The sequence below is a fragment of the Hymenobacter sp. DG25B genome (assembly GCF_000801315.1).
Lineage (GTDB): Bacteria > Bacteroidota > Bacteroidia > Cytophagales > Hymenobacteraceae > Hymenobacter.
In genome coordinates this window covers 3,155,212-3,174,556 of the sequence record NZ_CP010054.1, presented here as the reverse complement: position 1 = coordinate 3,174,556, position 19,345 = coordinate 3,155,212, and the positions used below count along the sequence as shown (strand labels likewise).

The following is a 19,345-nucleotide window of genomic DNA, read 5'->3' as shown; positions in this document are numbered from 1 at the left end:
ACTTACGCTTTGCCGGCCGCAAAAGCCATGATATCCTCATTCAGCTTGTCCTTTTCCGTGATGAAAAGGCCGTGGGGTGCTCCTTTGTACACTTTATAGGTAGCGTGCGGCACAAACTCCTGCATGCGGGCGCCGCTTACTTCAATCGGTACGGTCTCATCCTGGTCGCCGTGGATAACCAGGGTTGGTACTTTAATAGTCTTTAGGTCCTGACGGAAGTCGGTTTCGGCAAAGGAGTGGGCGCAGGCTTCGGTAGCGCGCGGTGAGCCCAGCATCACCAGAGACTGGTTCCAGTCCAGGGTAGCGTCGCTCACGGGGTGACTGATGAGGCCCACACCGTAGAATTTCTTGGCGAAGGACCGCATGAAATCGGGCCGGTCTTTTTCCAGGCCTTCAAATATGCCGGTAAAGGCTGATTCCGGGGCGCCATCCGGGTTGTCGGCGGTTTTCAGCAGGAAAGGTGTTACGGCCGAAACAAAGGCCACCCGACTCACGCGGGCGCCGCCGTGCCGGCTCATGTAGCGGGCCACTTCGCCGCCGGCCATGGAAAAGCCCACCAGCGTTACGTTCTGCAGGTTCAGCTCGTCCAGTACGGCTTTCAGGTCGTCGGCCAGCGTGTCGTAGTCGTAGCCGTCCCAGGGCTTATCGGAGTTGCCGAAGCCCCGGCGCGTGTAGGCAATAACCCGCACGCCGTGCTTGGGCAGCTCTTTCAGCTGATACTCCCAGGATTCGTGGTTCAGGGGCCAGCCATGAATCAGGACGATGGGGGCGCCCTGGCCCAGGTCGGTATAGTGCAGCTTTACGGGGTGGCCATTGGCGTCGGGGCCGGCTTTGATGTAGCTCATATCAGGTACAAATGCAGTAAAAATGAAAGAACAGTGTGCCTACATACGCGGCACTCCGGGTGCCGGACCGTGCGTGCCAATATGTTGTACATGAAGCCGCTCAGCCATTTTCCTCGTATAGCTGTTACCTACCTGTCGAGCTAAGCACAACGCTTCCGCTTACCAGCCTTTTACCGCCACCGGAAGCCCGCAGGCTGCCCGTGGCGGCGCCCCACTTCTGAACCATTCTACTGCTGAGCCTGTCCTGAAAGAGTATAAAGCCCTTCGGCCGTGCCCCACATCAGACTGGGAGACACCCCTGACTTATAAAATCCGGCTTTTTTACGGCTTACGCGGCGTTAACGCAGCAGTTGGCGGTACCTTTGTCGCCATTCTTTTTTCCCATTTCAATGCAAGCACCCAAATTTGCCGCGTCACGCTCTTTCCACCAGGAGCTTAAGCGCCGCACCAATGCCTATTTCGCCGAGGCGGGCACTGCCCCCACCGGCAATAAAAGCCTGTACTTCAAAGCCATTCTCCTCACGGCTTCCTTCGTAGCCGTGTATCTGCACATTGTGTTCCTCACGCCGCCTGCCTGGGTTGCCGTGCTGGAATGCGCCTTGTTGGGTGGTATTGGCGCCGCTATTGGCTTTAACGTAATGCACGACGGCGCCCACGGCTCCTTCAGCAAATCCAAGTGGCTGAACCAGTTTGCCGCCTTCACCCTGAACGTAATGGGCGGCAGCTCCTTCATGTGGAATGCCAAGCACAACCTCATTCACCACATGTACACCAACGTGGAAGGCGTAGACGATGACCTGAACGCCCAGCCCTGGCTGCGCCTCAGCCCCGACCAGCCCCGCCGCATGCTGCACCGCTTCCAGCACCTGTACTTCTGGTTTTTCTACGCCCTGCTGTTCATTGCCTGGATTTTCTACATGGATTACCAGAAGTATTTCCAGCGGAAAATAGGGGAGATGCCCATCAAGAAAATGACCGCCACCGATGAGGGTGTGTTCTGGGGCTTTAAGGTGTTGCACCTGGGCCTGTTTGTGGCCTTGCCTATTTATATGGTGGGCTTCCTGCCCTGGCTGATTGGCTTTGTGGTGTTTGCCTGCGTGGCCGGCTTCTCGCTCAGCATTGTATTCCAGCTGGCGCACACCGTAGAGCACACCAGCTTTGTAGTGCCCCACGCCACCACTAACAAGATTGAGGACGAGTGGGCCATTCACCAGATTAAAACCACCGCCAACTTCGCTACCGACAGCAAAATCATCAGCTGGCTGGTAGGCGGCCTCAACTTCCAGGTAGAGCACCACCTCTTCCCCACCATCTCCCACGTGCACTACCCGGCCCTGAACAAGATTCTGCGCCAGATGTGCCTGGAGTTCGGGATTGAGTACAACGAGTATCCGAACATGCGGTATGCCGTGGCTTCACACGTAGCGCACTTGCGGCAGTTGGGACGCCGGTAAGAACTTGAGCCGGAGAGCATAAAAAACCTCGCATATTTGCGAGGTTTTTTTATGCCTCATTTTTTAAGATTATGAAAAACACGTTTTTGTATTTTGTCATTTCATTACTGCTTATATCATGTGGAGATGATCAGCACAGGTCAAAAATTAAAAAGAAAATAAATTTAAATAAAGTAATGAATGAGGTTAATTATATTTTAAGTGAAGACACAGTGAAGGCTGTATTGCTTAGTTATATAAAAAGAAATCCTCCTGAAGGACATACAGTCTATCATATCGATGTAGATAATACCGCAGATGATATAGTTATTAAAATATCATCAATGATTTATGCCACCAGTTTAGAGGAATCTAATTTTTGTAAAATAGACAAGCTATTCGAAAACTATTTCATCATAACATCTAATGAATGCCAAAATACTGGCCAGGATGATGCAAATTATAAAAAGGTGTATGGCATATTAGTCGATGATTCTAAAAACAAAAATGATGATATAAAAACAGGTGAACATGTTATTGAAGAAAGAGTTTTTTATAATCCTGAAATCACTCAGGTGTATTATTCGAAAAGAAGAAGGGCTTTCCATGTTTATGAGAATATTTAAGTTTCTATATACAAAATGCTTGCAATACCTTATGCAAAGTCTTCTAATTAGTGTTCTTCTATTGCTGATGAAAATCACTTGCGGTTTTAGCCAAACCGGAACATTAAAAGGACGACTTTTTAATCAAGTAGAACATAAGGGATTTGCAGGTAGAGCTACAGTATGGTTTCCTGATTTAGGAATTGGTACTACCACAGATAGCACTGGTTTCTTTGCAATTGATGAGGTGCCCATAGGGACCCATCGACTTAAAATTGAATGCATTGGTTATCGGGATACGACAATAACACAGGTTGATATTCCACCTTGCCAAATAACAGCCCTGAATATCAACTTCCCCATTGGCTGTCATGTGCTAAATCATAGAGGAAAAACCTGCCCTGTTTGTATGAAAGAGGACCAGGTAATTCCTATAGTCTATGGCCTGCCTAGTAAGCGGATGATGGAGCGCGCAAAGAATAATAAGATAAAACTAGCAGGCTGCCAGATAACGGGTTGTGACCCTCAATGGTATTGCAAAAGAGATGAGCGAGAGTTCTAGCCAGAACTTACTGTAAACACAAAAACTCTCCCCCAAACTCCTTATCTTTGCGCCCCCGCCAGGGTGGCGGGCCGGCGCTTTTGCGCTGTGAATCAAACAAAAACGCGTTTCGGAGGCGGGCCCTGCGCCGGACGTGTACAAAAGGGCCAACCATAACACATGGCAGAAGTAGTAGACAACTTCGACTGGGACAACGTTGGAGCCAGCGGCTTTGGTGGTAATTATACCGCCGAGCAGCGCGCCGAAATGGAGCAGATGTACGGTGAGACCCTCACCACAGTACAGGAAGAAGAAGTAGTAAAAGGCACCGTGGTAGGCATCACCGACCGCGACGTAATCCTGAACATCGGCTTTAAGTCCGATGGTTTGGTGCCCCTCTCCGAATTCCGCGACCTGACCGACCTCAAAATCGGTGACCAGGTAGAGGTATTCATCGAGGACCAGGAGGATTCCAACGGTCAGCTGATCCTGTCGCGCAAGAAGGCGAAGATCAAGCAGGCTTGGAAAGCCATTTACGATGCACTGGAAAATGACACCATCCTGGAAGGCGTTGTAAAGCGTCGTACCAAAGGTGGTCTGATCATGGATCTGGACGGCGTAGAAGCCTTCCTGCCCGGCTCGCAGATTGATGTGAAGCCCATCCGTGACTTCGACATCTATGTTGGTCGTCGTATGGAAGTGAAAGTGGTGAAAATCAACGCCGCTTTCGACAACGTGGTAGTTTCGCACAAAGTCCTGATCGAGAAAGACCTCGAGAAGCAGCGCGAAGCCATCCTCAACAACCTGGAAAAAGGCCAGATCCTCGAGGGCGTTATCAAGAACATGACCAACTTCGGCGTGTTCATCGACCTGGGCGGCGTAGACGGCCTGCTGCACATCACCGACATCTCGTGGGGCCGTATCGCGCACCCGAGCGAAGTGCTGCAGCTGGACCAGAAGCTGAACGTAGTAGTTCTGGATTTCGACGAAGCCAAGAAGCGTATTTCGCTGGGCCTGAAGCAGCTGACTCCTCACCCATGGGATTCGCTGCCCCAGGACCTGCAGCCTGGCTCGAAAGTGAAAGGCCGCATCGTGAACGTAGCCGACTATGGCGCGTTCATGGAAATTGTACCTGGCGTAGAAGGCCTGATCCACGTTTCAGAAATGAGCTGGAGCCAGCACCTGCGCAACCCGCAGGACTTCATCAAGCAGGGCGACGTAGTAGAGGCTCAGATCCTGACCCTGGACCGCGAAGACCGCAAGATGAGCCTGGGTATCAAGCAGCTGAGCGAAGACCCATGGACTCGTGGCGACTTCGGCACCAAGTACGCCGTAGGTACCAAGCACAACGGTCTGGTGCGTAACCTGACCAACTTCGGCCTGTTCGTAGAGCTGGAAGAAGGTGTGGACGGCCTCGTACACGTGTCTGACCTGTCCTGGACCAAGAAGGTGAAGCATCCTTCGGAAGTAGTGAAGGTAGGCGACCGTCTGGACGTAGTAGTGCTGGAGCTGGACGTTACCAACCGTCGTCTGGCCCTGGGCCACAAGCAGCTGGAAGAAAACCCCTGGGATACCTTCCAGACGGTATTCACCCCCGGCTCGGTGCACAAGGCTACCATCACGGAGAAAAACGACCGTGGCGCTGTTCTCGAGCTGCCTTACGGCATCGAGGGCTTCGCTTATCCCAAGTCTCTGGTGAAGGAAGACGGCTCGCAGGCTGAAAACGGCGAGCAGCTCGACTTCCGCGTGGTAGAATTCTCCAAGGAAGATCGTCGCATCGTACTGTCGCACACTGCTGTGTTCAACCAGCAGCAGGAAGAGGACAGCCGCGCTTCGAAGTTCACCAAGAAGAAGACCACGGGCGGTGCTGCCGGTGCTCCCGCACAAGGCGAAGGCAAGCTGAGCGACCTGAAGAAGCCCGCCACGGCTGAGAAGTCGACCCTCGGTGACCTGGATGCTCTGTCCGCGCTGCGCGACAAGATGATGGGCAACGAGCGTGAGGCTGGTGAGCAGAAGCTGAAGACCAGCGCTGCTCCTAAGAAAGCCGCTAAAGCGGAGGCTGCTGAAACGACCGAAGCTCCCGCAGCTACGGAAGAAGAAGGTGGCCTGCTCGCCACTATCACTGATGCTGCTTCGGCTGCTTTGGATAAAGCCAAAGAAGTTGCTGGTGACGTGGTAGAAGCTGCTTCGCACACGGCTGCTTTCGAAAAAGCGAAAGAAATTGCCGGTGATGTAGTAGACAAAGCCAAAGACCTGATTGCCGGCGACGAAGCCGACGACAAGAAGGACGAAGAGAAAGCCTAAGCTTTTCTCAAGCTGAGTAAAGAAAGCCCCGGAGCAATCCGGGGCTTTTTTGTTGGCGGTTACATTGGGTCGTAGATGAGCAATGACTGGCTTAAAAACCAGCTGGTAAGCCGTTCTGCCATCTGCTCAGAATGCCAGCAACTTAGCGCCGCTGAAGCGAAAAAGTGCCTCTGAGTTTGGCAGAAGCCAGATAATGGTGTATGTTTGCGTCCCCAATCCGGTGACGTGACCGAGTGGCTAGGTAGAGGTCTGCAAAACCTCCTACAGCGGTTCGAATCCGCTCGTCACCTCTTTTACAATTCCTGTTTTCTATTGCCTAGTGCCCCAGCCGATTAGCCCCGGCTGGGGTTTTGGCTTTTTAGACATTCTGGGAAAGACTTTGGCTGGAAGCAGAGGAAAAATGCCGACCTTCCGGCAAGGTAGTCAGCCGCTTAGCGGTAGCGTGCGTAAAAAAATGGAGGTAAGCTCCTAAAGTGCCTATCCAAGCGCCGCATTGCTCCGTAGAACTGCGCACGAAGCACCAATACCCACCCTAATCCCTCTATGAAAATTGTAGAACTGCGCACCATGCGCGGACCGAGTTACTGGTCGGTCAAACATCATAAACTCATTGTTCTGAAGGTGAACCTGGAGGAGTTTGCCGGCAAGTGGTCGAATGAGTTTCCGGGGTTGGATAAGCGGCTGACGAAGTTACTGCCGGATCTGGGGCAGGAAAAGACGCATACTTCTTATACTCAGCAACAAGCGCTGAAGCACCCGCCCCTCACGCAGGAAATGCTGGCCGATGGGGAGCCGCTGGGCCACATCATTCAGCACGTAGCCTTGGAGCTGCAGCGCCTGGCGGGCATGCCCGTGCATTGGGGCAAGTCCTACCCGGCACACGAGCCCGGCGTGGAGTACGTGGTGTTCTGCTACCAGGAAGAGCGCGCCGGACGTCGGGCCGCCGAAGCAGCTGTGGAGGTGGTGGAGTCGCTCTGCAAAAAGCAGAAAGTCAATATCAAACCCATTATTGACGAGCTGCACGATATCCGGGAAGAAGAGTTCTTCGGCCCCAGTACCTACAGCATTGTGGCCGAAGCGGCTTCGCGCAATATTCCCTACATCAAGCTCAAAAACAGCAATATTATTCAGCTGGGCTACGGGGTTAACCAGAAGCGCATCTGGGCTACTACTACCAGCTATACCTCGCACGCCGGGGTAGAGGTGGCCGGCAATAAAAACCGCACCAAGGCCCTGCTGCATGATGCCGGTGTGCCCGTGCCCCGCGGTACCACCGTGTACTCGCCCGACGGGCTGCGCGACGCCATTGAGGAACTGGGATTCCCCATTGTAACCAAGCCCCTGGATGGTAACCACGGCAAAGGCGCCAGCATCAACATTACTAACTGGAAAGATGCGCTGGCGGGGCTGAAAGCCGCCCAGGTATATTCCCGCGCTGTTATCGTGGAGCAGTTTGTGGTGGGCCACGATTACCGCCTGCTGGTGGTAAATGGCAAGCTGGTGGCCGCCGCCCGCCGCACACCAGCTAGCGTAACCGGCAACGGCAAAAGCACCATTCAGCAGCTGATTGATGAGGTGAACAAGGACCCGCGCCGCGGCGTGGGCCACGAGAAGGTGCTCACCCAGATAAAAGCCGATAAGCACACCGTTGATTTGCTGAAGGCCCAGGGACTCACGGTAAAATCGGTGCTGCCGGCCGGCGAGGTGATGTACCTGAAAAGCACGGCCAACATCAGCACCGGCGGCACCGCCACTGATGTAACCGACCAGGTAGACCCCTACAACGTACTGCTGGCCGAGCGGGTAGCGGGCATTGTAGGCCTCGATATCTGCGGTATTGATCTGCTGACCACGGACATTGCCATTCCATTGAACGAAACCCGTGGCGCCGTGATTGAAGTGAATGCCGCGCCCGGCTTCCGCATGCACATTTCGCCTACCGAAGGGCTGGCGCGCAATGTGGCCGCGCCCGTGGTGGACATGCTGTTTCCCCGGGGCAGCACCTCGCGCATTCCTATCATTGCCATAACCGGTACCAACGGCAAAACCACCACCACCCGCCTGATTGCGCACATGGTGTCCTCGCGGGGGTACAAAGTGGGCTTTACTACTACTGATGGCATCTATATTCAGGGCCGGCAGCTGCAGAAAGGTGACTGTACCGGCGGGCAGAGTGCCGAGTTTGTGTTGAAAGACCCTACCGTAAACTTTGCGGTGCTGGAAACCGCCCGTGGCGGTATGCTGCGCTCCGGCCTGGGCTTCCATACCTGTGATATTGCCGTGGTAACCAACGTGGCCGCCGACCATCTGGGCATGCGCGACATCAACACCGTGGAGGAAATGGCACAGGTGAAAGGTGTGCTGCCCCGCACCGTGCGCAAAAGCGGCTGGGCCGTGCTCAATGCCGACGACGACCTGGTGTATGCCATGCGCGAGAAGCTGGATTGCCGCGTGGCCCTGTTTAGCATGAACGAGCATAGCCCGCGCATTCTGGAGCACGTGGAGAATGGGGGAGTGGCCGCCGTATTTGAGGAAGGATACATCTCTATCTACAAAAACAGCTACAAGCTGCGCATAGACCGGGCCGCCGAGTTTCCCATTACGTTTGGCGGCCGCGCCCGCTTCAACATTGAAAACTCCCTGGCTACGGCCCTCACGGGCTACTTGTGCGGCTTTGAGCGCGACGATATAAAAACCGCGCTGCGCACCTTCGTGCCATCGGCCAGCAAAACGCCGGGCCGCATGAACGAGTACAAGTTTCCGAAGTTTGATGTTATTGTGGACTACGCCCACAATACGCACGGCATCGGCAAGTTTGCGGAGTTCTTGAATGAAACCCCGGCCACCCGTAAAATTGGTATCGTATCGGGCCTGGGTGACCGGCGCGAAGAGGATACGCTGGGCTTTGCCCGCATTGCCGGCCAGATCTTCGACGAGATAATTCTGCGGCAAGACCGGGACCTGCGCGGTAAAACCGCCGAGGAGCTGCGGGAGTTGATGACCCGCGGCCTGCGCCTGGACAAGCAGGAACTGCCCATCACGTACATTGAGGATGAAATGGAAGCCATTGACCATGTCCTGGCCAATGCCCCGGAAGGTGCCGTAGTGGTACTGTTCACCGAAAATATAGCCGGTGCCGTAACCAGACTGGAGGAGTACGAATCGAGCCTCAACAAAATGTAAGAAGTCTCGCAGAGTCTTCACTTCATTAAAAAAAGCCCCGCTACAGAATGTAACGGGGCTTTTTTAATGAAGTGAAACCGGAAGAGGTAGGCTTCCGGGTCGTGTTTCGTTTACTTCAGCGTGAATTTGGTGGTGCCAATCAGGTAACCATCGGCATACAGCTCTACGGTATGCACGCCGGGCTTATACTCCGTGCCTTTGGCGTACACAAACTGCACGTTCTGCTTGGTGTTGTCGAACACCATGTCCTGCTTGGCGGTGTAGAAGGCTTCGGCACCATCTACCATAAACGTGCCGCCACCAGTGCTCAGGTTGTACAGCGCCGAGCCATCGGGCTCAATCAGGCGCATCATGATTTGCTTGGTTTCCTTCGGGGCCACGTCGTTGCGGGCCAGGTTGAAGGCAACTTTCACTTTCTCTACGCGCTTGGCCTTGAAAACGTCATCGTCATCGTCCTTCTCCTTACCGCGGCTGTTGATAACGTTTACCCGAATGTTTTCCGCCTGCAGCCGAGACGCAATGTTTACCTTCTCGTTCAGCTCCTGATTGGTGCGGGCAATGGTGGTAATGGTGTCAGTGAGCTTGTTCTGGCGCTCTTTCAGCGTGGTCGTCTCGGTGTACAGCGCTTCGTTATCCGACTTCAGCTTGGCAATTTCCTCGTCTTTCAGCTTTAGCTGGCGCTCAAAGTTGCTGGCCCGGTCGCGGAAACGCTTCTGCTCCGAGAGGGTAAAGCTGCCGGCCCGGAAGGAGCGCAGCTTCAGCAGGTCGGCATTAATTGATGCAATTTTATTTTCCAGCGAGTCGTTGGCCAGGCCCATAGACTGAACTTCCTGGCTCTGGCGCTCAAAATCGGCTTTCAGGGCTTCGTACTGCTTGATTTGCTCTTCCAGCTTGGCGTCTTTGGCTTGCACGTCAGCCGTGAGCTGCTCATTTTGCTTGCCCTTTTGCTGGTTCATGTAGAAAAGGACGCCGTTGATGCCCAATAGTACCAGTATGAGGGCTACTATCAGCAGCACACGGCTGTTATTCTTGGGCTCCGGATTTTGGGCTTGTTCCATTAGAAAGGGGTTAAGTTAAACCCGGACAATCCGGGCTGTGCGTTACCTTTGCGCACAAAAATAAAGGGATTGGCTGCCCACGCAAGAGGGTGCCCGAAAATACATACTTCTATGCAAGTTGCACCAACCCTCGATGCGTCCTATTGGCGCAACCGCTATGAGGCCGGCCGCACCGGCTGGGATACGGGTACTATTACCCCGCCGCTACAAGCGTATTTTGAGCAGCTGACCGGCCCCGATGACCGCCGTATTCTGATACCGGGGGCCGGCCGGGCCTATGAGGCCGAGTATCTGCACCGGCAGGGGTATACCCAGGTGTGGGTGGCCGATGTGGCTCCCGAGCCGCTGCAGGAGCTGCGTAGCCGCGTGCCGGATTTCCCGGCAGAACACCTCCTGCTACAGGATTTTTTTCAGTTGGAGCCTCAGCCCGCCTTTGATCTTATAGTAGAGCAAACGTTTTTTTGCGCCCTGCCTCCCAGCTTGCGGCCCGCGTATGCGGCACAATGCGCCAATTTATTGGTGCCGGGCGGCACGCTGATGGGCCTCCTGTTCCAGAAAGATTTTGGCGCTTCACCCGAGCCGCCGTTTGGCGGCACCCCGGAAGAATACCGGGGCTACTTTGCTCCTTATTTCGATTTTCATCATTTCGACACGGCCTATAACTCCATTCCGCCCCGCCAGGGCGCGGAGTTGTTTATCTGCCTGAAGAAAAAAATCAGCTGATCTATTTTAACCTGCATATGCTCACCACTCTCGCCAACCACCTGCCGCATTTCCGGAATACCAATTCCGGCCAGTTCTTTCTCATGGCCGGCCCCTGCGTTATTGAAGGGGAAGACATGGCCCTGCGCATTGCGGAGCAGGTGCGGCGCCTCACCGACAAATACCAGATTCCCTACATCTTCAAAGGCTCCTACCGCAAAGCCAACCGTTCCCGTCTCGATTCCTTTACCGGCATCGGCGACGAAACGGCGCTGCGCATTCTGCAGAAGGTAGGCCGCGAAATGGGCGTGCCCACCGTCACGGATATTCACGAATCGGGGGAGGCCGCTTTTGCCGCGGAGTACGTGGATGTATTGCAGATTCCCGCTTTCCTGTGCCGCCAGACCGATTTGCTGGTAGCCGCTGCGGCCACGGGCAAAGTAGTGAACATTAAAAAGGGCCAGTTTCTGAACGGCGAGGCTATGCAGTTTGCCGTGGATAAAGTGCAGCAAACCAGCAGCTCGCCCGTTATCCTCACCGACCGGGGTAATTCCTTTGGCTATTCCGACCTGGTAGTCGATTTCCGGAACCTGCCCGCTATGCGCGCTTTTGGGGTGCCGGTAGTGATGGACGTAACTCACTCCCTGCAGCGCCCCAACCAAAGCAGCGGCGTAACCGGCGGCCAGCCCGCCCTCATCGAAACCATTGCCAAAGCCGCCATTGCCGTGGGTGCCGACGGCCTGTTCATTGAAACCCACCCCACGCCCGCCACGGCTAAGTCGGACGGGGCCAACATGCTGCCCCTGGACCAGCTGGAGGCCTTGCTGGTGAAGCTGACGCGCGTGCGGGAGGCTATTCGTTAGCTCAGCGTTCAAGCCATAGAAACACAAGAAACCCGGCCGCAACCTATAGGTTGCGGCCGGGTTTCTTGTGTTTAGGAGAGAGAAGGGGGAAAAGCTTAAGGATGATCCTGATGCACCGTAGCGGTATTGTTGTTGCCCGTCTGCAGAATTGCGCTGGTCTGCCCGTTGCTGCCCTGCCAAACCTGCGCGGAATTAAACTCGCCCACCTGCACCTGCGCTGCCAGGTTGTTATTGCCATCCTGATCTATCATGGCAACGTTAGCCATTCCTTCCTGGTATTGCAGAGCCAGGTTTCCGTTGCCCCGTTGGTCAATACTAGCTTCGTTGCCATTGCCTACCTGCATCTGAAGAGACGCATTAGTATTGCCAACCTGCGACAGCGAAGCTATGTTACTAGCCCCCTCCTGAGACTGCAAGCCAATATTATTATCTCCTTCCTGATAAATATCCGCCCTGTTTTCACTTCCCGTTGCCTGATACTGAGCGGACAGGTTGCCATTGCCTAGCTGGGTGCTGCTAGCCCGACTTGACAACTCGTGCTGTTCCTGATAGGCGCTGTTATTATTGCCTGTGGAGCTAATAGTTGCTACCCCAAAGTTGCCTAACTGCCGCTGCTCGCTGTAGTTCTGGTTGCCGGTTTGCTCGGTAGAAGCTTCATTTGCCCGACCATACTGGTACTGAATAGCGTTATTTTTATTTCCGGTTTGGGTAGCTATTCCCACGTTGCCTATTACCTTTTGGGTCTGGTCAATCTTGTTTTCATTGCCGGTTTGTGTGGCCTCCAGCCGATTGACTAAGTCGGCGCCATCGCCCAGCTGCTGCTGAGTAATAAGGTTAGAATTTCCTCTCTGCGTAGCTTTTACCTTAGAAGAAATCTGCCCGTCTTGCAACTGATCAATGGTGTTTTTGTCACCGATCTGCTCCGCGGAGGCCTGGTTTCGTTCGCCTACCTGCGTAACGGTCGTCAGGTTGTCGTTGCCGGTTTGCGCCACCGTGCTGGTGTTTTCCTGCGCCAGGGCTGTTTGGGCTGCTACACATAAGGTGGCCAGCAGCAGGCCGCGGGTTATATAATGGGTCATAATAAAGGGTATAAAGGGTTTGAAATTGATTTAGTTGAATTTAATATTTTAATAATTACAAAAAATGCAACTTTTTAATAAGATTATGACCTGTAATACCTGGTTCCTGGCTGGGAAACAGAGTAATCTGTATAGCCAAAAAAGCCCGGCAGTAGACGGGCTTTTCAAGCAGTACTAACCAAAAAAGGAGCACATCAGGCCGATAAGCGGCGGGTACTTTCCAACAAGTTATCCAGGGGACTATCGAAGCGAAGCGTGAAATGCTGCTTGGGCTGCTTGCGCCGAAAGAATACCAGCCCCACGTGAAACAGGTCGATAGTGAGCTGCACCTGCGGGTGAGCCTGAATAGCAACCCAGGCGCGTTCCATCTCCGCCGACCAGTGAATATCATCAAACACAAAAACGCTTTCCTCCGTGCAGCGCGCCAGGCACTGCTCAAAATAGCGCATGGTGGGCTCGTAGCGGTGGTTGCCATCGAAAAAGGCAAAGTCCAATGGTTCTGGCAGCGCCTTAAGGGCCGGTTCCAGCGTCTCATCCAGGTTGCCCAGTACCAGCTCTACATTCGGTAAGGCTAGCTCCTCGAAAGTCTGGCGTGCCACGCTGGCGGTTTGGGGGCAGCCTTCAAAGCTGATTACGCGGGCCCGCGTGTTGGCGGCGGCCAGATAAGCGGTGGTCAGGCCCAGGGAAGTGCCCAGCTCCAGCACCGTGCGGGGCTGAAAATGATTCACCAACCGAAACAGCAGCTGCGCCAGGGCCGCAGGCTTGGCGGCGGTGCGGGCTATGTCGCGCACGGGGCGCTGCCGGCCGGCCCCGGTATGCGAGCCGGCGCCAAAGTCGCGCACTGTCAGGACTTGCGGGCTTTGGCGTAGCGCCTGCCGCCGGGCCTCAATGGCCCCAAAAGCGGCAAATGCACCCCGATGATTAATAACGTGGGTATAGAGACCAAAAACGAACGGGGAATGCAGACCGTGCGCATTCCCCGAGCGGAGCAAAAACTGGAAGTAACTGATTGCCTGATGCAGCAAGGAAAAAATTCTAAGGGGAAAGTATCGGCTTCAGGAGGCCAAAAGTAGGCGTTAGTTCAGGCGGAAAGGCACCACTAAGGTAAATTCGGGAATCTCCACATCAAAGCGGCTGCCATCTACCAGCCGCTCCATCTGATAGGTGCCGCGCATTTTGCCCATGCCGCTCTTGAGGTTACAGCCCGACACATACTGGTGCGCCTCGCTGGGCTCTAAAACGGGCTGCTGGCCTACCACACCTTCCCCTTCCACTTCGCGCACCACACCGTTGGCATCGTAAATGAACCAGTGGCGGCGCAGGAGTTTCACGGTATATTCGCTGTTATTGCGAATATCAATTTTATAGGCAAACACAAAGTGCTCCTGGGTGGGGCTGGAATAATCTGGTAGATAGTTGGTCGTAACACTCACGGTTACTCCCTGCGTAGTGGTCGTATTCATGACTCCTGAGCTATGCGGTGAAGAACGTAACACCCGGCGGCGAAATATGGTTTATGTACGCAAATCCGGGCCGTCTTGGCTTACCAAAACTTCAATAACTGCTTTTCTGGTATGAATGTAAAGATAGAAGAAAGCTGGCGTAAGGTACTCGCCTCTGAGTTCGAAAAACCATATTTTCAGCACCTCACAGCTTTTCTTCGGGGGGAGTATGCCACGGCTACCGTGTACCCGCCCGGCCCGCAGATTTTTCATGCCTTTGAGGCCTGCCCTTTCGATAAAGTGGAGGTAGTGATTCTGGGGCAGGACCCGTACCACGGCAAAGGACAGGCCCACGGGCTGGCTTTCTCCGTAGCCGAGGGCGTGCGCACGCCGCCTTCTCTGCAAAACGTTTTTAAGGAGCTGCAGGAAGACATTCCGGACACGCCCCCCGCCCCCAACGGCAACCTCGACCGGTGGGCCCGGCAGGGCGTGCTCCTGCTCAATGCCACGCTTACGGTACGCGCCGGAGAGCCCGGCTCCCACCAAAAGAAAGGCTGGGAACAGTTCACTGATGTGGCTATTCAGAAAGTATCGGAGCTGAAGAAAAACGTGGTATTTATTCTGTGGGGCGCCTATGCGCAGAAAAAAGGAGAAATCATTGATACCAGCAAGCACCTGGTGCTGAAAGCCGCCCACCCGTCTCCCTACGCCGCCGACCGGGGCTTCTTCGGTTCCCGGCCCTTCAGCAAAACCAACGAATACCTCATAGCCCACGGTAAAAAGCCGATTCAGTGGTAGCATGTCATGGCGAGCGAAGCCATCCGTCCTCTAAAAAGTAGCAAGCCCCAATAAACCAGAAAGCCCTTGACGTACTACACGTCAAGGGCTTTCTGGTAAAAGGAAATGTCTGACTGCTTAAAGGACGGATTGCTTCGTCGTGCCTCCTCGCAAGGACGGCGGCTAATCAATCAGATGGAACAGGCGGCTCCACCGGATTTTGCTGAAGAAGTTGGGTGCGAAGGGGTCTACTGACAGCCAGATGAGTACTGCTTTGCCTACAATGTGGTCGGCGGGTACAAAGCCCCAGTAGCGGGAGTCCTGGGAGTTGTGGCGGTTGTCACCCATCATGAAGTAGTAGTTCTGCTTGAACGTGTACTGCGTCACGGGCTTACCATTCTGATAAATGGTATCGTCCTGCCAGGTTACGCCTTTGTTGTGCTCATACTGGGCAATGATTTTAAAGTAAATCCCTGCGTTTTCGGGCGTAATGGTCACCGTCTGCCCTTCCTTAGGAATCTGGAGGGGCCCATAATTATCGGCGTTCCAGGGGCGGGTGGTGGCGCTGAGCGGCGTAGGCGAGGGGAAGTCTACCGTGTTGGGGAATACGCTGGGGTCCGGAATGCCGGCGGGCAGGCGTTGCTCCGTGAGGCGCCGCACGTAGGGCTGTTCCCGCAGAAAGGCCGCGGCTTCGTTGGTAAGATGCACCGTGTAAAAGGCGGTATCGCCCTGAAACAGCGGCTGCGGAATGCCCATATGGTCGTAGTCCACCACGCTGTGCTCCCGGAAGATATCATCCCGGATAGGGGCATCCGTGGCCAGCTCGTAGCTGGTTTGCAGCTTGGGCGGATTTTGGGCAGGCTTGCCGTTGATATACACCTGGCTCTGGCGCACCTCAATCTGGTCGCCGGCTATGCCAATGCAGCGTTTGATGTAGTTGGTGCGCAGATCGGCGGGGTACTGCTTCTCGAAAGGCACGTTAAACACCACCACATCATTGCGCTTCACCTCGGAAAAGCCCGGCAGGCGGTGGGAGGTAAGCTGAATGGCGTCGGAAAAGCTGGGAATGTTGGTACCCCAGATGGTTTGGTGCGTGAGGGGCACCTGCAGCGGCGTTTGGGGCGTGCGGGGCCCGTAGTGCAGCTTGCTCACAAACAGGTAGTCGCCTACCAGCAGGGAGTTTTCCATGGAGGGCGTAGGAATGGTATACGCCTCGAAGGTGGCCCAACGAATAAGCGTAGCTGCTACTACCGCAAACAGGATAGCATCACCCCACTCACGCGCTACGCTTTTGGGTTTTTTGGGGGTGGTTTCCGTCGCGGGGTTTTTCTCCCAGAATTTTACGGCCATGAGTCAGGTCAGCAGATAGCAACTAGAACGGGAAAGCCTCGCTATGGGAGAGGAGTTCCTGATAAACGGCGGAATATCCGACTAATTATGCGAATGTGGAATATGCTTCGGCTTACAGGCCCAGCAGGTCTTTCATCCCGAATACGCCCTGGTGGCCGGGCAGCCATTCGGCGGCCAGCAAAGCCCCTTGGGCAAAGGCATCCCGGCTGTGGGCTTCATGCTTCAGCTCAATGGTATCGAGGGCAGAAGTATAGGTGACGATGTGCGTGCCCACTACTTCGCCTTCGCGCTCGGAGAGAATGGCCAGCTCCTGCTCATTAGCGGTAGCTTCGTTGCGCCAATGGGTTTTAGAGGGGAAATGGCGCAGAATGCCTTCGGCGGTGGTGAGGGCCGTGCCGCTGGGCTGGTCTACTTTGTGCACGTGGTGTATTTCCTTCACCTGCACATCGTAGCCGCCAAACTGATGCATTTTGGCGGCCATGTATTCATTAAAGTGAAAGAACAGATTCACGCCCACGCTGAAGTTGGAGGCGTAAAACAGCGAGCCGTCGGCTTCCTGACACAGCTCGCGGGCTTCCTCAAAGTGGTGCAGCCAGCCCGTAGAGCCACATACCACCGGAATGCCCTGGCGCAGGGCCGTGGATACGTTCAGGAAAGCCGAATCAGGGTGCGTAAACTCAATGGCTACATCGGCCGTGGCCGGCGTAAAATCGGTAATGCGGCTTTCCGGCCGGGAAGGATCTATAATACCGGCAATACGGTGGCCCCGGGCAATAGCCTGCGCTTCCAGCGCGTGGCCCATTTTACCGTAGCCAATCAGCAGAATATTCATTCAACGCTTAGATTTCAATTGAAAAGAGAAAGCGACGCCGGGAGCTAGGCCGGAAGTAGGCACGCGCAGTACACTAGGTTCCCAGTGCAGGCTTAGGTCGTCGCTGATATCAAAGTCGTGCAGGTGGGCATCCACCAGCGCATCCACAATGTTGAGGGTGTAGGCTACCGCCGTATAAGCAATCCAGGTGTCCCGGTGGGCCCGGTAGAAAACCAGGCCGGCTTTGGCGGCTTCGTCCGTGGGTTCCAGGCCGGAGCGTGGGCCATTATCTATAGTAAGTGAATCACCATCTGTGCGGGCCCGGTAGCCTTTAGAGTACTCTTTATAACGTTTCTGGTAGAAAATTTCTACAGCCAGCGTACCGCCAATGGCCCCATACACCAGCGGTAGCTTCCAGTATTTACGGTTATAAATCTGGCCGGCGCCGGGCAGCACGGCGGATAGAATAGCAGCTTTCTTGGGTCGCGTCATGCGCCAGCCCAGCAGCCGCTCAGTACGGCGGGTAGTGTCTGGTGGGGTAGGTGGGGTGCTAACCTTTGCCGAGTCTGGCCCGGCGGTGACCACGGTTTGCGCCTGTACTGAACCGGCCAGCAGCAGGGCTGGCATCAAAACCAGCAGTATCGTACGCAGCCGGCTTTGCGCGGTGTTACTTGCCCATGCAGTGCCCTGGGCTTGTGGCAAGCCTTTTCTGGTTCTGTATCCATTCAGCAGAACATTCATTCAACGGTTGGATTTCAGATGAAGAGAAAAAGCAATACCGGGCGTGGGAGCTGCTGTGGGCAACTGCAGCATACTGGGCTCCCAGTGCAAACTCAGGTCATTACTGATGTCGAAGTCGTACAGGTGGGCATCCACCAGCGCGTCTACAATATTAAGAGTGTAGGCCAGGGCAATACCACCTATCCACTGGTCACGGGAAGTTCGATAGGACTTGAGAACAGCATATACGTTGTCATCTGAGACTTCCTGCCCGGAGTGCTCCCCTTTGTCAATGGTTTTTGGGTTGCCATCCATGCGGGCCTCATAGCCCCGCGTGTATTCTTGGTAGAGGCGCTGATAATGCTGTTCTCCGATAATAGCACCCCCAATAGCTCCGTAGACCAACGGGAGCTTCCAGAATTTACGATTGTAGATCTGACCCGCACCCGGTAGCACCGCTGAGAGGAGAGCGGCTTTCTTCGGCCGCGTTACCTGCCAGCCCAGCAACCGCTCGGTACGACGAGTTGAATCACGCGCTAAAGGACTGGCGGTAACGGCTTGCGCCCACCCCTGACTTGCCAGCAAAAGGGCTGGCAAGGAAGTCAGGAGAATAAGACGCAGCCCGTTTTGCATAGCCTGGTGCTTACGCAGGTTGTAGAATATGCAGAATACGCTGCATGTCCTCCACAGAGTCAAAAGCAATTTTGATTTCGCCACGGCCCTGTGGCCCGGGCTTCACCATTACGCGGCTGCCAAAACGCTCGGAGAGGTGACGCTCGGTCCGGCGCAGCTCGGCCACGGGTACCTGCACGTTGGTTTCCTCTACCTGTTGGGCACCGGGGGCATCGGCGGGCTTAGCCGCGCCGGCTCCGGCGCGTACCAGCTGCTCTACCCGGCGCACCGACAGTTCCTCAGCTACAATGCGGCGGAACAAGGCCAGCTGCTGCTCGGCATCTTCAATGCTGATAAGGGCGCGGGCGTGGCCCATGCTGATAACGGCATCGCGCAGGCCAACCTGAATATCGGGTGGGAGCTTGAGCAAGCGAAGGTAGTTGGTTACCGTAGAACGGTTTTTGCCTACCCGGTCGCCCAGCTCTTCCTGCTTCAGGTTACACTCACTCACCAGGCGCTGGTAGCTGAGGGCAATTTCAATGGCGTTAAGATTCTCGCGCTGGATGTTCTCAATCAGCGCCATTTCCAGCATTTGCTGGTCATCGGCCTTGCGGATGTAGGCGGGAATCGTATCCAGCCCGGCCAGCTTGGAGGCCTGCAAGCGCCGCTCCCCGCTGATGAGCTGGTAGGCGTTGGTGCCCGTCTGGCGAACCGTTACGGGCTGAATGATGCCTTGAATGCGGATGCTTTCGGCCAGCTCCTGCAGCGCTTCCTGGTCGAAGTGCGTGCGGGGCTGGTAGGGGTTGGCCTCAATGTGCGCCACGGGAATAAAGCCCACCGAGTTGACGGGGTGCGACACGAGCCGGTCGCTCTTCTTTTCGTAGCTGCCTTCAATCAGGGCATTAAGCCCCCGGCCCAGACCACCTATTTTACGCTTGGGTGCCGCCGCTGGCGTAGATTTCTCTTCGGGTTTCTCTGACATACCTGCAATAGGCTTCTGCCCAACACCGGGCAAAAGCA

The 19,345-nt window shown here is 55.0% G+C and carries 18 protein-coding genes and 1 tRNA gene; 9 read left to right on the top strand and 10 right to left on the bottom strand.

Going from position 1 to position 19,345, the window contains the following annotated elements:
• Positions 1 to 2: 2 nt before the first annotated feature.
• The gene (locus tag PK28_RS13655; RefSeq protein WP_044514727.1) at positions 3 to 845 is read right to left on the bottom strand and encodes an alpha/beta fold hydrolase; all 843 of its coding nucleotides are present in this window, start codon (positions 843 to 845) and stop codon (positions 3 to 5) included.
• Positions 846 to 1,234: 389 nt separating this feature from the next.
• Here PK28_RS13655 and PK28_RS13650 point away from each other — a divergent pair, with 389 nt between their 5' ends.
• The 6 genes from PK28_RS13650 (at position 1,235) to cphA (ending at position 8,911) form a co-directional block, all read left to right on the top strand.
• Complete coding sequence (locus PK28_RS13650) at positions 1,235 to 2,299, top strand: fatty acid desaturase family protein (RefSeq protein ID WP_044514725.1); 1,065 nt, start codon at positions 1,235 to 1,237, stop codon at positions 2,297 to 2,299.
• Positions 2,300 to 2,370: 71 nt separating this feature from the next.
• Positions 2,371 to 2,904, top strand: coding sequence for a hypothetical protein (locus tag PK28_RS20505; protein ID WP_044514723.1), 534 nt, complete (start codon positions 2,371 to 2,373; stop codon positions 2,902 to 2,904).
• A gap of 67 nt (positions 2,905 to 2,971) precedes the next feature.
• Complete coding sequence (locus PK28_RS19950; protein WP_197070418.1) at positions 2,972 to 3,445, top strand: carboxypeptidase-like regulatory domain-containing protein; 474 nt, start codon at positions 2,972 to 2,974, stop codon at positions 3,443 to 3,445.
• A gap of 159 nt (positions 3,446 to 3,604) precedes the next feature.
• On the top strand, positions 3,605 to 5,728 hold the full coding sequence (gene rpsA / locus PK28_RS13640; RefSeq protein WP_231576163.1) for a 30S ribosomal protein S1: 2,124 nt from the start codon (positions 3,605 to 3,607) through the stop codon (positions 5,726 to 5,728).
• A 219-nt stretch (positions 5,729 to 5,947) separates the two neighbouring features.
• A tRNA-Cys gene (locus PK28_RS13635) sits at positions 5,948 to 6,018 on the top strand.
• A gap of 253 nt (positions 6,019 to 6,271) precedes the next feature.
• Complete coding sequence (gene cphA / locus PK28_RS13630) at positions 6,272 to 8,911, top strand: cyanophycin synthetase (protein ID WP_044514720.1); 2,640 nt, start codon at positions 6,272 to 6,274, stop codon at positions 8,909 to 8,911.
• 110 nt (positions 8,912 to 9,021) lie between these two features.
• Here cphA and PK28_RS13625 read toward each other — a convergent pair whose 3' ends face one another.
• On the bottom strand, positions 9,022 to 9,969 hold the full coding sequence (locus PK28_RS13625) for a DUF8428 domain-containing protein (protein WP_044514717.1): 948 nt from the start codon (positions 9,967 to 9,969) through the stop codon (positions 9,022 to 9,024).
• A 111-nt stretch (positions 9,970 to 10,080) separates the two neighbouring features.
• Here PK28_RS13625 and PK28_RS13620 point away from each other — a divergent pair, with 111 nt between their 5' ends.
• The gene (locus PK28_RS13620) at positions 10,081 to 10,692 is read left to right on the top strand and encodes a methyltransferase domain-containing protein (protein ID WP_044514714.1); all 612 of its coding nucleotides are present in this window, start codon (positions 10,081 to 10,083) and stop codon (positions 10,690 to 10,692) included.
• 17 nt (positions 10,693 to 10,709) lie between these two features.
• Positions 10,710 to 11,534, top strand: coding sequence for a 3-deoxy-8-phosphooctulonate synthase (gene kdsA, locus PK28_RS13615; protein ID WP_044514711.1), 825 nt, complete (start codon positions 10,710 to 10,712; stop codon positions 11,532 to 11,534).
• Between the two features lie 95 nt (positions 11,535 to 11,629).
• On the opposite strand, the gene PK28_RS13610 is transcribed toward kdsA, so the two are convergent.
• The 3 genes from PK28_RS13610 to apaG form a co-directional block, all read right to left on the bottom strand.
• Positions 11,630 to 12,613, bottom strand: coding sequence for a hypothetical protein (locus tag PK28_RS13610; RefSeq protein ID WP_044514709.1), 984 nt, complete (start codon positions 12,611 to 12,613; stop codon positions 11,630 to 11,632).
• A gap of 194 nt (positions 12,614 to 12,807) precedes the next feature.
• Positions 12,808 to 13,638 carry an O-methyltransferase gene (locus PK28_RS13605; RefSeq protein ID WP_044514707.1) on the bottom strand — a complete coding sequence of 277 codons (831 nt, stop codon included), beginning with the start codon at positions 13,636 to 13,638 and terminating at the stop codon, positions 12,808 to 12,810.
• 51 nt (positions 13,639 to 13,689) lie between these two features.
• Entirely contained in the window at positions 13,690 to 14,076 is a 387-nt protein-coding gene (apaG, locus tag PK28_RS13600) for a Co2+/Mg2+ efflux facilitator ApaG/CorD (RefSeq protein ID WP_044514704.1), read from the bottom strand.
• Positions 14,077 to 14,187: 111 nt separating this feature from the next.
• Here apaG and PK28_RS13595 point away from each other — a divergent pair, with 111 nt between their 5' ends.
• Positions 14,188 to 14,853 (top strand): uracil-DNA glycosylase, encoded by a 666-nt coding sequence (locus PK28_RS13595; protein ID WP_044514701.1) that lies wholly within the window; start codon positions 14,188 to 14,190, stop codon positions 14,851 to 14,853.
• A 162-nt stretch (positions 14,854 to 15,015) separates the two neighbouring features.
• Here the strand turns inward: PK28_RS13595 and lepB are convergent, their stop codons facing one another.
• From lepB to PK28_RS13570, 5 genes are all read right to left on the bottom strand, one after another.
• Positions 15,016 to 16,182: a signal peptidase I gene (lepB, locus tag PK28_RS13590; RefSeq protein WP_044514697.1), complete on the bottom strand. Its 1,167-nt coding sequence runs from the start codon at positions 16,180 to 16,182 to the stop codon at positions 15,016 to 15,018.
• A gap of 112 nt (positions 16,183 to 16,294) precedes the next feature.
• Positions 16,295 to 17,014, bottom strand: coding sequence for a 4-hydroxy-tetrahydrodipicolinate reductase (dapB, locus tag PK28_RS13585; RefSeq protein ID WP_044514695.1), 720 nt, complete (start codon positions 17,012 to 17,014; stop codon positions 16,295 to 16,297).
• Complete coding sequence (locus PK28_RS13580) at positions 17,015 to 17,620, bottom strand: DUF5683 domain-containing protein (protein WP_048826050.1); 606 nt, start codon at positions 17,618 to 17,620, stop codon at positions 17,015 to 17,017.
• Positions 17,621 to 17,734: 114 nt separating this feature from the next.
• Complete coding sequence (locus tag PK28_RS13575) at positions 17,735 to 18,346, bottom strand: DUF5683 domain-containing protein (protein ID WP_048826048.1); 612 nt, start codon at positions 18,344 to 18,346, stop codon at positions 17,735 to 17,737.
• A 10-nt stretch (positions 18,347 to 18,356) separates the two neighbouring features.
• On the bottom strand, positions 18,357 to 19,307 hold the full coding sequence (locus PK28_RS13570) for a ParB/RepB/Spo0J family partition protein (RefSeq protein WP_044514694.1): 951 nt from the start codon (positions 19,305 to 19,307) through the stop codon (positions 18,357 to 18,359).
• Positions 19,308 to 19,345 lie beyond the last annotated feature (38 nt).

Excerpts from the sequence above, each read along its gene's own strand:
- dapB (WP_044514695.1), bottom strand. The coding sequence starts at position 17,014 with ATGAATATTCTGCTGATTGGCTACGGTAAAATGGGCCACGCGCTGGAA.
- PK28_RS13655 (WP_044514727.1), bottom strand. The coding sequence starts at position 845 with ATGAGCTACATCAAAGCCGGCCCCGACGCCAATGGCCACCCCGTAAAG.
- PK28_RS13595 (WP_044514701.1), top strand. The coding sequence starts at position 14,188 with ATGAATGTAAAGATAGAAGAAAGCTGGCGTAAGGTACTCGCCTCTGAG.
- PK28_RS19950 (WP_197070418.1), top strand. The coding sequence starts at position 2,972 with ATGAAAATCACTTGCGGTTTTAGCCAAACCGGAACATTAAAAGGACGA.
- PK28_RS13610 (WP_044514709.1), bottom strand. The coding sequence starts at position 12,613 with ATGACCCATTATATAACCCGCGGCCTGCTGCTGGCCACCTTATGTGTA.
- cphA (WP_044514720.1), top strand. The coding sequence starts at position 6,272 with ATGAAAATTGTAGAACTGCGCACCATGCGCGGACCGAGTTACTGGTCG.
- PK28_RS13580 (WP_048826050.1), bottom strand. The coding sequence starts at position 17,620 with ATGCCAGCCCTGCTGCTGGCCGGTTCAGTACAGGCGCAAACCGTGGTC.
- PK28_RS13575 (WP_048826048.1), bottom strand. The coding sequence starts at position 18,346 with ATGCAAAACGGGCTGCGTCTTATTCTCCTGACTTCCTTGCCAGCCCTT.
- PK28_RS13570 (WP_044514694.1), bottom strand. The coding sequence starts at position 19,307 with ATGTCAGAGAAACCCGAAGAGAAATCTACGCCAGCGGCGGCACCCAAG.
- apaG (WP_044514704.1), bottom strand. The coding sequence starts at position 14,076 with ATGAATACGACCACTACGCAGGGAGTAACCGTGAGTGTTACGACCAAC.
- PK28_RS13625 (WP_044514717.1), bottom strand. The coding sequence starts at position 9,969 with ATGGAACAAGCCCAAAATCCGGAGCCCAAGAATAACAGCCGTGTGCTG.
- rpsA (WP_231576163.1), top strand. The coding sequence starts at position 3,605 with ATGGCAGAAGTAGTAGACAACTTCGACTGGGACAACGTTGGAGCCAGC.
- PK28_RS13650 (WP_044514725.1), top strand. The coding sequence starts at position 1,235 with ATGCAAGCACCCAAATTTGCCGCGTCACGCTCTTTCCACCAGGAGCTT.
- PK28_RS20505 (WP_044514723.1), top strand. The coding sequence starts at position 2,371 with ATGAAAAACACGTTTTTGTATTTTGTCATTTCATTACTGCTTATATCA.
- lepB (WP_044514697.1), bottom strand. The coding sequence starts at position 16,182 with ATGGCCGTAAAATTCTGGGAGAAAAACCCCGCGACGGAAACCACCCCC.
- PK28_RS13620 (WP_044514714.1), top strand. The coding sequence starts at position 10,081 with ATGCAAGTTGCACCAACCCTCGATGCGTCCTATTGGCGCAACCGCTAT.
- kdsA (WP_044514711.1), top strand. The coding sequence starts at position 10,710 with ATGCTCACCACTCTCGCCAACCACCTGCCGCATTTCCGGAATACCAAT.